This window comes from Pseudomonas sp. MWU347, assembly GCF_017947305.1.
Taxonomy (GTDB): Bacteria; Pseudomonadota; Gammaproteobacteria; order Pseudomonadales; family Pseudomonadaceae; genus Aquipseudomonas; species Aquipseudomonas putida_A.
Genome location: NZ_JAFGZB010000011.1, coordinates 193,631 through 205,980 on the forward strand (window position 1 = coordinate 193,631; position 12,350 = coordinate 205,980).

The 12,350-nt window shown below is 60.6% G+C and carries 13 protein-coding genes; 8 read left to right on the forward strand and 5 right to left on the reverse strand.

Annotated elements, in window-relative coordinates; genetic code table 11:
* The first annotated feature begins 98 nt into the window (after positions 1–98).
* From moaC to KCG87_RS22955, 4 genes are all read left to right on the forward strand, one after another.
* The gene (gene moaC / locus KCG87_RS22940; protein ID WP_027610932.1) at positions 99–572 is read left to right on the forward strand and encodes a cyclic pyranopterin monophosphate synthase MoaC; all 474 of its coding nucleotides are present in this window, start codon (positions 99–101) and stop codon (positions 570–572) included.
* Positions 569–811, forward strand: coding sequence for a molybdopterin converting factor subunit 1 (gene moaD / locus KCG87_RS22945; RefSeq protein ID WP_027610933.1), 243 nt, complete (start codon positions 569–571; stop codon positions 809–811). The genes moaC and moaD overlap by 4 nt, the downstream gene beginning before the upstream one ends.
* Before the next feature lie 3 nt (positions 812–814).
* A complete protein-coding gene (gene moaE / locus KCG87_RS22950) occupies positions 815–1,267 on the forward strand; it encodes a molybdopterin synthase catalytic subunit MoaE (RefSeq protein WP_103484926.1) in 453 nt (150 codons plus the stop codon).
* A gap of 239 nt (positions 1,268–1,506) precedes the next feature.
* Positions 1,507–2,283, forward strand: coding sequence for an ABC transporter substrate-binding protein (locus KCG87_RS22955; RefSeq protein ID WP_027610934.1), 777 nt, complete (start codon positions 1,507–1,509; stop codon positions 2,281–2,283).
* Between the two features lie 100 nt (positions 2,284–2,383).
* Here the strand turns inward: KCG87_RS22955 and KCG87_RS22960 are convergent, their stop codons facing one another.
* The 5 genes from KCG87_RS22960 to KCG87_RS22980 all read right to left on the reverse strand — a co-directional run bounded on the left by KCG87_RS22960 (position 2,384) and on the right by KCG87_RS22980 (position 7,688).
* The gene (locus KCG87_RS22960) at positions 2,384–3,010 is read right to left on the reverse strand and encodes a PAS domain-containing protein (RefSeq protein WP_098967310.1); all 627 of its coding nucleotides are present in this window, start codon (positions 3,008–3,010) and stop codon (positions 2,384–2,386) included.
* A 92-nt stretch (positions 3,011–3,102) separates the two neighbouring features.
* On the reverse strand, positions 3,103–4,230 hold the full coding sequence (locus KCG87_RS22965; RefSeq protein WP_210558936.1) for an FAD-binding oxidoreductase: 1,128 nt from the start codon (positions 4,228–4,230) through the stop codon (positions 3,103–3,105).
* A 150-nt stretch (positions 4,231–4,380) separates the two neighbouring features.
* Positions 4,381–5,325, reverse strand: coding sequence for an ornithine cyclodeaminase family protein (locus KCG87_RS22970; protein ID WP_210558937.1), 945 nt, complete (start codon positions 5,323–5,325; stop codon positions 4,381–4,383).
* A gap of 137 nt (positions 5,326–5,462) precedes the next feature.
* Positions 5,463–6,935 (reverse strand): ATP-dependent RNA helicase RhlB, encoded by a 1,473-nt coding sequence (rhlB, locus tag KCG87_RS22975; protein WP_210558938.1) that lies wholly within the window; start codon positions 6,933–6,935, stop codon positions 5,463–5,465.
* A gap of 96 nt (positions 6,936–7,031) precedes the next feature.
* A complete protein-coding gene (locus KCG87_RS22980) occupies positions 7,032–7,688 on the reverse strand; it encodes an alpha/beta fold hydrolase (protein WP_134785490.1) in 657 nt (218 codons plus the stop codon).
* Positions 7,689–8,156: 468 nt separating this feature from the next.
* Between KCG87_RS22980 and KCG87_RS22985 the strand changes: the two genes are divergently transcribed.
* The 4 genes from KCG87_RS22985 (at position 8,157) to KCG87_RS23000 (ending at position 12,321) form a co-directional block, all read left to right on the forward strand.
* Positions 8,157–9,188, forward strand: coding sequence for an amino acid ABC transporter substrate-binding protein (locus KCG87_RS22985; protein WP_007965188.1), 1,032 nt, complete (start codon positions 8,157–8,159; stop codon positions 9,186–9,188).
* A gap of 65 nt (positions 9,189–9,253) precedes the next feature.
* Complete coding sequence (locus tag KCG87_RS22990) at positions 9,254–10,435, forward strand: amino acid ABC transporter permease (RefSeq protein ID WP_027610940.1); 1,182 nt, start codon at positions 9,254–9,256, stop codon at positions 10,433–10,435.
* Positions 10,436–10,445: 10 nt separating this feature from the next.
* Positions 10,446–11,543, forward strand: coding sequence for an amino acid ABC transporter permease (locus KCG87_RS22995; RefSeq protein ID WP_007965184.1), 1,098 nt, complete (start codon positions 10,446–10,448; stop codon positions 11,541–11,543).
* 13 nt (positions 11,544–11,556) lie between these two features.
* The gene (locus KCG87_RS23000) at positions 11,557–12,321 is read left to right on the forward strand and encodes an amino acid ABC transporter ATP-binding protein (protein ID WP_003221897.1); all 765 of its coding nucleotides are present in this window, start codon (positions 11,557–11,559) and stop codon (positions 12,319–12,321) included.
* The last annotated feature ends 29 nt before the right edge of the window (positions 12,322–12,350 follow it).

Genomic DNA, 12,350 nt, shown 5'->3' on the forward strand with positions numbered 1-12,350 from the left:
AGCCCGCTCCCACAGGGGATAGTGGTGAATTCATAATCAGTGATGCGGAAATTTGACCCACAGGTTTACAATCCCTGCTCCTGATCAGGAGTAATCCCGTGCTGACTCATCTCGATTCCCAAGGTCGCGCCAACATGGTCGACGTCACCGAAAAAGCCGTGACGTTCCGTGAGGCGACGGCCCAAGCGCTGGTGCGCATGCTCCCCGAAACCCTGCAGATGATCGTTAGCGGCGGCCATCCCAAGGGCGACGTGTTTGCCGTGGCGCGCATTGCCGGCATTCAGGCGGCGAAGAAAACCAGTGATCTGATCCCGCTGTGCCATCCGCTGATGCTGACCGGGGTCAAGGTCGAACTCAGCGCTGAAGGTGACGACAGCGTGCGTATCGTCGCCCGCTGCAAGCTGTCGGGGCAGACCGGCGTCGAGATGGAAGCACTGACCGCTGCCAGCGTCGCCGCACTGACCATCTATGACATGTGCAAAGCGGTGGATCGCGGCATGATCATCGAAAGCGTGCGTCTGCTGGAGAAGGTCGGCGGCAAGAGCGGGCATTTTCAGGCGGAGCAGCCATGAAGCTGACGGTTAAATTCTTTGCCCGTTATCGTGAAGCGCTGGGCGTGGACTCGGTGGAGGTCGAAGGCGATTTCGCCACGGTCGACGCTGTGCGTGCACTGCTCGCGCAACGCGAGGGCGCCGAAGTGCTGAGCGAACAGAACCTGATGTGCGCACGCAACGAAGACCTGTGCCAGCTCGACGAGCCGGTGAGCGATGGCGACGAAGTGGCGTTTTTCCCCACCGTGACCGGAGGCTGAGGCATGGCGATTCGGGTGCAGTCCACGGCGTTCGATCCCGGCGCTGAAGTCAACGCGATGCACGCGGCGAATGTCGGTGTCGGCGCGGTGGTGAGTTTTGTCGGCTACGTGCGCGACTTCAATGACGGGCTGGATGTGGCGGGTATGTTCCTCGAGCATTATCCGGGCATGACCGAAAAAGCCCTTGGCAAGATCGCCGTCGAGGCCGAGCAGCGCTGGCCGTTGCTGAAGCTGGAAGTGCTGCACCGCATCGGCGCGCTGGAGCCTGGCGAGCCGATCGTGTTTGTCGGTGCGGCCAGCGCCCATCGCCAGGCGGCGTTCGACGCCTGCGCCTTCGTCATGGACTACCTGAAAACCCGCGCGCCGTTCTGGAAAAAAGAAACCACCAGCGACGGCCCGCGCTGGGTCGAGGGGCGTGACAGTGATCATGCCGCTGCGGATCGCTGGAAAAAATAGTTTTTATAGCGCCTTCAAGTCCGTCTTCGCGAGCAAGCCCGCTCCCACAGGAGAACGCATTCCAATGTGGGAGCGGGCTTGCTCGCGAAGGCGTCATCCGCCACGCAAAAAATCCTGCCTCTTTCATCTGATTGACGGTTTGTACGTAAAAGTCCAGTATGGATTTACAAGTACAAAATTCCGTTCCAGCTCTTTTCTTCTGTCTTGCCAAACCAACAACAACCCGCGAGAGAACGAACATGAAGAAACTCCCCCTGATCACCGGTCTGGCCCTGAGCCTGTTGGCGTGCACCAGCTCGTTTGCCGCCGAGAAAACCCTGCGCATCGGCATCGAGGCCGCTTATCCACCGTTCGCTTCGAAAACCGACAAGGGTGAAATCGTCGGTTTCGACTACGACATCGGCAACGCCCTGTGCGCGCAGATGAAGGTCAAGTGTGTGTGGGTCGAGGGTGAGTTCGATGGTCTGATTCCTTCGTTGAAAGTGAAGAAAATCGACATGGCTTTGTCGTCGATGACCATCAACGAAGACCGCAAGAAGTCGGTGGATTTCACCCACAAGTACTACTTCACGTCGTCACGGCTGGTGATGAAGGAAGGCGCCACGGTCGACGACCAGTACGCCAGCCTCAAGGGCAAAACCGTCGGCGTGCAGCGCGCCACCACCACCGATCGTTATGCTACCGAGGTGTTCGAACCGAAGGGCATCAACGTCAAGCGCTACGGCAATAACGAAGAAATCTACATGGACCTGGCGGCCGGGCGGCTCGATGCGATTTTCGCCGACACCATCCCGCTGAACGATTTCCTGTCGATGCCACGCGGCAAGGGCTATGCGTTTGTCGGGCCGGAGCTGAAGGATCCGAAGTACGTGGGCGAGGGCGCGGGGATCGCGGTGCGCAAGGGCAATACCGAGCTGGTCAGTGAGTTGAACACGGCCATCGACGGGATTCGGGCGAGTGGCGAGTATCAGAAGATTTCCCAGAAGTATTTCAAGTCCGACATCTACGGCGACTGATAGTCCGCTATCGCGAGCAGGCTCACTCCTACAGGGGAACGCATTCCAACTGTAGGAGTGAGCCTGCTCGCGATGGGGCCAGAACTGCCAATGCAGATCTTCAGCCCTTCAATTCCTTCAAATGCTTGTACACCGTCGCCCGCCCCATGTTCAGCACATTGGCCACATAGTTCGAGGCGCTCTTGCCCTTGAACGCGCCTTCGGCGTGCAGGGCCAATACCAGTTCGCGCTTGTGATCGCGGGTCAGCAGATTCAGGCTCAGCTGCCGCTCGCGCAGCCAGGCGTGGAGGAAGGTGTTGATGCGTTCCTGCCAGTCATCGCGAAACAGTGAATCCGGCTGCGGGATCAGTTTGCTCGGCGACAGGAACAGATCCAGCGCAGCCTTGGCATTCTCGAACAGCGAAATATTCAGGTTGATGCACAGCACCGCCAGCGGCCGCTCATCGTGGTCGCGCAGCACGGTGCTCAGGCTGCGGATTTTCTGGCCGTCCCAATTGAGCTTTTCGTACGGGCCGATGTTGCGCTCGCTGACCTCCTCGCTGAGCATGTCTTCAAGCGATGAATCGTCGCCGATCTCGCGCTTGGACAGGTTGTTGGCGATGTAGTCGACCTTCTGCGTGCGCAGGTCGTGCAGCACCACTTCGGCGTGGGGAAAGAACAGCGTGGCGATGGCGTCGGCGATGGCACGGAAGTTATCCAGTGCCGGATCGAATTCGGGGGCGGTCATGATTGTGGAGCTCCAGGCGGCGTCAGCGCCCCCGTGCACGGGGGCGCTGCGAGTGTGCCGCAATCCGTTGGGCGCGTCATCCGCAGGGGGCATCAGCGCAGTCGTGAAGGGGAGAGCATGGCGCTGCTCAGGCCGAACTGCTGCAACGACTCAGGCAACGGCTGACCACGCACCAATGCCGCGCTGGCCTGGCCCATGGCCGGTGAAGTCTGAATACCGTAACCGCCCTGGGCCGCGACCCAGAACAGCCCCGGCACCTGCGGATCGAAACCGCTGAGCAGATCACCGTCGGCGACGAAGCTGCGCAGTCCGGCCCAGGTGCGGGTCGGGCGGCGGATAGTCAGGGTCGTAGCCTCTTCGATCTGATAGATGCCCATGGCGATGTCCAGCTCTTCCGGTTGCACGTCATGCGGTTCGACCGGGTCGGCGTTGGCCGGCGAGCCGAGGAACATCCCGGCGTCGGGCTTCATGTAGAACGATTCGTCGAGGCTGACCAGCATCGGCCAGTGATGAATGTCCACGCCCTCGGGGCCGGCGAAAATGAACGCCGCACGGCGTTTCGGTTGCAGGCCCAGCGCCTGGGCGCCAGCCAGCGCGCCGATCTGGTCAGCCCAGGCGCCGGCGGCGTTGATGATGACCGGCGCGCGGAAGGTCTGACCGTTGGTTTGCACCTGCCAGAGGCCAGCGGCGTCGCGCGTCAGGCCCAGCACTTCGCAATCGGTGTGCACCTCGCCGTTGTTGCGGCGGATACCGCGCAGGTAGCCCTGATGCAGGGCGTCGGTGTCGATGTCACTGGCGGTCGGATCGTAGATCGCGCCGTGGACTTTTTCCCGACGCAGGATCGGCAGACGGGCGCAGGCTTCGTCGGCGCTGAGCAGCTGCATTTCTGGCACTGTGGCTTTGGCGCTGAGGTACTGGTTGTTCAGCTCGGCGGCGTCACCGCTGAAGTCCACGGTCATTTCGCCGCGCGGTGTCAGCAATGGGTGCTCACAGAAACCGCTCGGCGGATGGTCGAAAAACTCACGGCTGGCCAGTGTCAGCGCCCGCACCTGCGGCGTACCGTAGGCGGCGGTGTACAGCGCGGCAGAACGCCCGGTGGAGTGATAGGCCGGGTGCGATTCACGTTCGAGCACGATCACTTTGGCGTGGGGCGACAGCCAGAAACCGGTGGAAGCGCCGGCAATCCCGCCGCCGATGATGATGAAATCTGCCTGGCTCATGAAAGTCTCCAGTTGCTCGCAATATTGGAAAATTCGCTGATCCCCTGTGGGAGCGGGCTTGCTCGCGAAGGCGGTATGTCATTCGGCAAATGCGTTGCCTGATACGGCCTCTTCGCGAGCAAGCCCGCTCCCACAATGGGATTTGTGGTGTCAGTGGGTTAAGAGATAAACCGCATTCGCCAGCGCAATGTCTTCCAGGCCCAGGCCGATTGAACGGAAAAATACGTGACGGTCGTAATCAGGGCGCGGCACTTTCTCGCTGAGCAGGTCAGCAAGGTCACCGACAATCAAATCCTTGCTCCAGCCATGCTGCTCGGTCGCGATCAACATCTCACCGGCCGAGCCCGGCGTGGTCAGCCGATAGTCACAGAACACTTGCATGTCGCTCAGGCTCTGCGGCGGCACCTCATGGGCGCGTGGCGCGTTGGTGCTGATCGAGGTGATCAGCGCCGGTTTGCTCAAGCTGGCCGGGTCGATCACTGGGCCGGCGGACGAGGTGCAGAGCATGATCACGTCCGCGTCTATGTGGGCGACATCGCGGCTGTCGGCAATCTTCACCCCCGGGTAGATCTCTTTCAGCAGCGCCCGGGTTTCAGCGTCTTCCGACAGGCTCGGCGAATACACGCTGATGTTCTGCCAGTCGCGCAGACCTTTCACGTAATGCAAATGAGCCTGGGCAACCTTGCCGCTGCCGATGATCGCCAGTCGTTGGGCATTCAGCGGGGCGAGGGCATCGACTGCAACGGCGGTGGTCGCTGCAGTACGCGCGGTGGTCAGTTCACCGGCATCGCAAAGCAGCAGCGGTTGGCCGGTTTTCATCGACATTAATAGGGTCCACGCTGTCACCAGTGGCCCTTGCTCGCGGACGATGTAGGGCGAGGTCTTGACCCCGTACACGCCGTCCTCGGCCAGCACCCCCAGATAATTGATGAAGTCGCCGGCGCCCTGCGGAAACTCCACCAACTGCTGCGCCGGTTGCACGGCGTGGCCGGCGGCGAGGTCGCGGAACAGTTTGCGCAGGATCTGCGGCACGTCGATGCGCGCCAGCAGCTCGCGGGCCTGGGTGTGGTCGATCACGTAGGGTGTACTGGACATGTCAGGCTCCGCGGTCTGGATATAAACTAATTTGTCCATTATGGACTTTTAGTTGTCTATCGCAAGCGCCTGTTGAAAACGCCGGGCAAAAAAAAGCGCAGTCCGTTGCCGGCTGCGCTTTTTGCGTTACGGGGCGTTTACTGCGGCTGCGGACGCTTGCGCTCAACAGCGCGCAACAGGTGCGTCGGTGGTGTTTCGCAGCTGATCTTGCGACCGAGTTTCTCTTCGATCGACGGCAGTTGGTAGGAGTCGTCCTCGCCGGCGAAGCTGATCGACACGCCGTCAGCGCCCGCGCGACCGGTGCGGCCGATGCGGTGCACGTAGTCGTCCGGCACTTCCGGCAGGGTGAAGTTGATCACGTGGCTGATGCCGTCGATGTGGATGCCGCGACCGGCGACATCGGTGGCCACCAGCACGCGGATCTTGCCTTCGCGGAAGCCTTCCAGGGTCTTGATGCGCTTGTGCTGCGGCACGTCGCCGGACAGTTGCGCGGCGTTGATGCCGTCCCGCACCAGGCGTTCTTCGATACGGCGCACTTCGTCCTTGCGGTTGGCGAAGACGATCACGCGCTCCCAGCCGTTATCGTTGACCAGGTTGTAGAGCAGTTTGTATTTGTCAGCCGCGGCCACCGCATAGATGTGCTGCTCGACGTTTTCGTTGGCCACGTTGGTGACTTCGATTTCGACGATTGCCGGATCGGTGGTCCATTGCTTGGCCAGGTTCATCACGTCTTCGGTGAAGGTCGCGGAGAACAGCAGGGTCTGACGCTCGGACTTCGGCGGGGTCTGGCGAATGATCTGCCGCACTTGCGGGATGAAGCCCATGTCGAGCATGCGGTCGGCTTCGTCCAGCACCATCACTTCGACCATGTCCAGGTGCACGTCGCCGCGCTGGTTGAAGTCGAGCAGGCGGCCCGGGGTGGCGACGAGGATGTCGCAGTGGCGCGCTTCGAGGTGCTTGAGCTGCTTGTCGAAGTCCATGCCGCCAACGAACGTCATGACGTTGAGGCCGGTGTACTTGGTCAGGTCGGCAGCATCCTTGGCGATCTGCACCACCAGCTCACGGGTCGGTGCGATGATCAGCGCACGGGGTTCACCCATGTAGCGTTCTTTCGGCGGTGGCGTCTGCAACAACTGAGTGATGATCGAGATCAGGAACGCAGCGGTCTTGCCGGTGCCGGTCTGCGCGCGGCCGATGGCATCTTTGCCGGCGAGGGTGAAACCCAGCACCTGCGCCTGGATCGGCGTGCAGTACGGGAAGCCCAGGTCCTGGATGGCGTGCATCAGTTCCGGAGCGAGCTTGAAATCGTGAAAGCGGGTTTTGCCTTCCTGGGGTTCGACGACGAAATCTTCGAGTTTCCAGGGAATGACCGGTGCCTTGGGCTTCGGTTCGCGGCGCGGCCGGGGTGGTTTCGGCGCTTCGGCGCGGACCGGTTCGGTGGCGACGGCAGGTTGCGGCTCAGGCTGGGGTGTCGCTACCGGAGCCGGACGTTCAGCCTTGGGCACATCGCTGCGAGGGCCGGGGGCGTGCGACGGCGCACTGGGGACTGGCGCGAGCTGCTCAGCCTCGCTTTTACCGAACATTTTCTTGAGTGCTTTGAGCACGGTCATCTCATCAATTGGTTAAGGAATGTACGCCGGCCAGTGTAATGCAAGAAACGGGCGCGGCGTAGTGGGATGATCAAAGGGGCGTTCGCGCTGAAACGATCAACGCAGGCGTTCGCCCAGCCAGACGCCGATATCACGAATTTCTTCGGGTAACACTTCGTGCTCCATTGGGTATTCCTGCCATGTCACGGTGACACCATGCTTCACCAAATGCTCATAGGCACTGCGCCCCATCGAGTTCTGCACCACGCTGTCGAACTGGCCGTGCAGGCACAGCGCAGGAATACGCTGCTGACTGGCTGAAAGCTCCATCTCGTCAGTGAAGGTCGGGGCGTAGGTGGACAGGGCAAGTACGCCACCCAACGGACCTTGCCACTTTATATAAGCGGTGTGCAGAACGACGGCGCCGCCTTGGGAAAACCCGGCGAGAAAAATCCGCGAAGCGTCTATTCCGCTGGCGCGCTCCTTTTCGATCAATTCAATGATGCGATCCGCCGACGCTTCCAACTGGTCACGGTCAATCGACCGCGCCGGGCTCATGGCCTTTATGTCGTACCAGCTCGGCATCTCGTAACCACCATTGATGGTGACGGGCAGGGTCGGCGCTTGCGGCAATACGAAGCGCGTACTCAGCAGGCTTTCCTGCAGCGCTTCGGCGACCGGCAAGAAGTCATAGCGGTCCGCGCCGAGGCCGTGCAGCCAGATTACGCAGGCGTCTGCAGGCTTTACGGGTTGAAGAATCAGGGGCTCGGTCATGGCTGCTCCAAAAATGTGCGGGCGCTCTCAATAAGTGCGTGATTGAGGTGCGCGTCCGGTCGATCCGTTAAGAAGATGTCGCAAGGCTACAAGTTTTGCTATTGACCTGTCGCGCAATCGCTTCAGCAAGCGGTGTGGTACGGGCTTTGCTATGGAGGATTCTGTACGAAGCGTCCTACGCCTTGCGGTAACACTATCAGTGTACGTCTTGCGACGGGATTGCAAAGAATCCGGTGATGGATGTTCGCCAATGGCCGCTACGGGCAAAGCGAACGTGAAAGGGCTACAGCCCGTTCGGCCGATTGGTGAGAAGTGAGTTGTCCATGATGTGGATTTTCTCCTACTAGACTCATAGCGAAGGTCTTACGTCGGTTGACCCCAAAAAAAGCCAACACGGGTCAACAACGCCTCAAAAGGGTGCGACTGGACTCAAGCTCCGACACAACAAGAGCAAAACTGGAGGTTTGAATGAAGATGTTGAAATCCACTCTGGCGGTCGTGACTGCAGCAGCAGTACTCGGCGTCAGCGGGTTCGCTCAGGCGGGTGCAACCCTGGATGCCGTGCAGAAGAAAGGTTTCGTGCAGTGTGGCGTGAGCGACGGTCTGCCGGGTTTCTCGGTGCCGGACGCTTCGGGCAAGATCCTCGGGATCGACGCTGACGTCTGCCGCGCTGTGGCCGCTGCCGTATTCGGCGACGCCAACAAGGTCAAGTTCAGCCAGTTGAACGCCAAGGAGCGCTTCACCGCGCTGCAGTCCGGCGAAATCGACCTGCTCTCGCGCAACACCACCATGACCAGCTCGCGTGACGCCGGCATGGGCCTGAAATTCCCGGGCTTCATCACTTACTACGACGGCGTGGGCTTCCTGGCCAACAACAAGCTGGGCGTGAAAAGTGCCAAGGAACTGGACGGTGCAACCATCTGTATCCAGGCCGGTACCACCACCGAACTGAACGTCTCCGATTACTTCCGCGCCAACGGCCTGAAGTACACCCCGATCACTTTCGACACCTCCGATGAAAGCGCCAAGTCGCTGGAATCCGGTCGTTGCGACGTGCTGACCTCCGACAAGTCGCAGCTGTACGCACAGCGCAGCAAACTGGCTTCGCCAAAAGACTACGTGGTGCTGCCGGAAACCATCTCCAAAGAACCACTGGGCCCGGTCGTGCGTAACGGCGACGACGAGTGGCTGGCGATCGTTCGCTGGGTTGGCTACGCGCTGCTGAACACTGAAGAAGCCGGCGTGACCTCGAAAAACGTGTTGGAAGAAGCCAAATCCACCAAGAACCCGGACGTCGCTCGTCTGCTGGGTGCTGACGGTGAATACGGCAAGGACCTGAAACTGCCGAAGGACTGGGTTGTGAAAATCGTTTCGCAGGTCGGTAACTACGGTGAAATCTTCGAGAAAAACCTCGGCAAGAGCACTCCGCTGGAAATCGACCGTGGCCTGAACGCGCTGTGGACCAACGGCGGCATTCAGTACGCACCACCAGTGCGCTAATGGTTCTATCACCCGGCGGGCCAACCGCCGGGTGATGTTCTGTTCCATTTCTTCCGGGGCACTTCATGCAAAATTCAATCGGCGCACCAAAGCAGAGGCTCAGCCTCAGCGATCCGCGAGTGCGTGCGTGGCTGTTTCAGATCATCACCGTCGTGGCGGTGGTCGCCATGGGCTGGTATCTGTTCGATAACACCCAGACCAACCTGCAACACCGGGGCATTACCTCCGGTTTCAGCTTTCTGGAGCGCAGTGCCGGGTTCGGCATCGCTCAGCACCTGATCTCCTACACCGAAGCGGACAGTTACGCTCGGGTGTTCGTGATCGGCTTGCTCAACACCCTGTTGGTGACCTTCATCGGCGTGATCCTGGCGACCCTGCTGGGCTTCATCATCGGTGTGGCGCGGCTGTCGCCGAATTGGATCATCAGCAAACTGGCGACCGTGTACGTGGAAGTGTTCCGCAACATTCCGCCGCTGCTGCAGATCCTGTTCTGGTACTTCGCGGTATTCCTGACCATGCCGGGACCGCGCAACAGCCACAACTTCGGCGACACCTTCTTCGTCAGCAGCCGTGGCCTGAACATGCCGGCCGCGCAAATGGCTGACGGCTTCTGGGCGTTCTTCATCAGTGTGGTGCTGGCCATCGTCGCCATCGTGCTGATGTGCCGCTGGGCCAACAAGCGTTTCGAAGACACCGGCGTACCGTTTCACAAGTTCTGGACCGGCCTGGCGATCCTGCTGGTGATCCCGACCTTGTGCGCGCTGATCTTCGGTGCCCCCCTGCACTGGGAAATGCCGCAACTCAAGGGTTTCAACTTCGTCGGCGGCTGGGTGCTGATCCCGGAACTGCTGGCGCTGACCCTCGCCCTGACCGTGTACACCGCAGCGTTCATTGCGGAAATCGTCCGTTCGGGGATCAAGTCGGTCAGCCATGGCCAGACCGAAGCGGCGCGTTCGCTCGGCCTGCGCAACGGCCCAACCCTGCGCAAGGTGATCATTCCGCAAGCCTTGCGAGTGATCATTCCGCCGCTGACCAGCCAATACCTGAACCTGGCGAAGAACTCGTCGCTGGCCGCCGGTATCGGTTATCCGGAAATGGTTTCGCTGTTCGCCGGCACCGTGCTCAACCAGACCGGTCAGGCCATCGAAGTCATTGCCATCACCATGAGCGTGTACCTGGCGATCAGTATCAGCATTTCCCTGCTGATGAACTGGTACAACAAGCGCATTGCGCTGATTGAGCGGTGAGGAAACGCGCATGACAACCCATACTTTCAAACCCGACATGCCACCGCCGGCCAAGGTCTTCGGCCCGATGGCATGGATACGCGCGAACATGTTTTCCAGCTGGCTCAACACCCTGCTGACCCTGTTTGCGTTTTACCTGATCTACCTGGTGGTACCACCGATCCTCAGTTGGGCGATTCTCGATGCCAACTGGGTCGGCACCACCCGCGCCGACTGCACCAAGGACGGCGCCTGCTGGGTGTTCATTCAGCAGCGTTTCGGCCAGTTCATGTACGGCTACTACCCGACCGGCCTGCGCTGGCGCGTCGACCTGACCGTGTGGCTGGCGGTGATCGGTGTGGCGCCGCTGTTCATCTCGCGCTTCCCGCGTAAAGCGGTGTACGGCCTGAGCTTCCTGGTGATCTACCCGATCGTCGCCTGGTGCCTGCTGCACGGTGGCGTGTTCGGCCTCGACGCCGTGGCGACCAGCCAGTGGGGCGGTCTGATGCTGACCCTGGTCATCGCCACCGTGGGTATCGCCGGCGCCTTGCCGCTGGGGATCATTCTGGCGCTGGGCCGGCGCTCGAACATGCCGGCGATTCGTGTGGTCTGCGTGACCTTCATCGAGTTCTGGCGCGGCGTGCCGTTGATCACGGTGCTGTTCATGTCCTCGGTGATGCTGCCGCTGTTCCTGCCCGAAGGCATGAACTTCGACAAGCTGCTGCGGGCGCTGATCGGGGTGATCCTGTTCCAGTCGGCCTACGTTGCCGAAGTGGTGCGCGGCGGTCTGCAAGCGATCCCCAAAGGTCAGTACGAAGCGGCAGCGGCGATGGGCCTCGGTTACTGGCGCGCCATGGGCCTGGTGATTCTGCCGCAAGCCCTGAAGCTGGTGATTCCGGGCATCGTCAACACCTTCATTGCGCTGTTCAAGGACACCAGCCTGGTGATCATCATCGGCCTGTTCGACCTGCTCAACAGCGTCAAGCAAGCCGCTGCCGACCCGAAATGGTTGGGCATGGCCACCGAAGGCTACGTGTTCGCCGCCCTGGTGTTCTGGATTTTCTGTTTTGGTATGTCGCGCTATTCCATGCATCTGGAACGCAAGCTCGACACTGGCCACAAGCGTTAGGAGTTCTCTGTAAATGAGCGAAGCAATCAAAAAGCCTGTCGGCCCTGAAGGCATTATCCAGATGCAGGGCGTGAACAAGTGGTACGGCCAGTTCCACGTGCTGAAAGACATCAACCTCAACGTCAAACAGGGCGAGCGTATCGTCCTGTGCGGCCCGTCGGGTTCCGGCAAATCGACCACCATCCGCTGCCTCAACCGTCTGGAAGAGCACCAGCAGGGCCGCATCGTGGTCGACGGCGTGGAGCTGACCAACGACCTCAAGCAGATCGAAGCGATCCGCCGCGAAGTCGGCATGGTGTTCCAGCACTTCAACCTGTTCCCGCACCTGACCATCCTGCAGAACTGCACGCTGGCGCCGATGTGGGTGCGCAAGATGCCCAAGCGCAAGGCCGAGGAAATCGCCATGCATTATCTGGAGCGCGTACGCATTCCGGAGCAGGCGCATAAATTCCCGGGGCAACTGTCCGGCGGTCAGCAACAGCGTGTGGCGATTGCCCGCGCGCTGTGCATGAAACCGAAAATCATGCTGTTCGACGAACCGACCTCGGCCCTCGACCCGGAGATGGTCAAAGAGGTGCTGGACACCATGATCGGCCTCGCCGAAGACGGCATGACCATGCTCTGCGTGACCCACGAAATGGGCTTCGCCCGCACCGTGGCCAACCGGGTGATCTTCATGGACAAGGGCGAAATCGTCGAACAGGCGGCGCCGAACGACTTCTTTGACAACCCGCAGAATGACCGTACCAAACTGTTCCTGAGCCAGATCCTGCATTGATTGCCTGAGAAGCTCGCCTGACAAAAAGC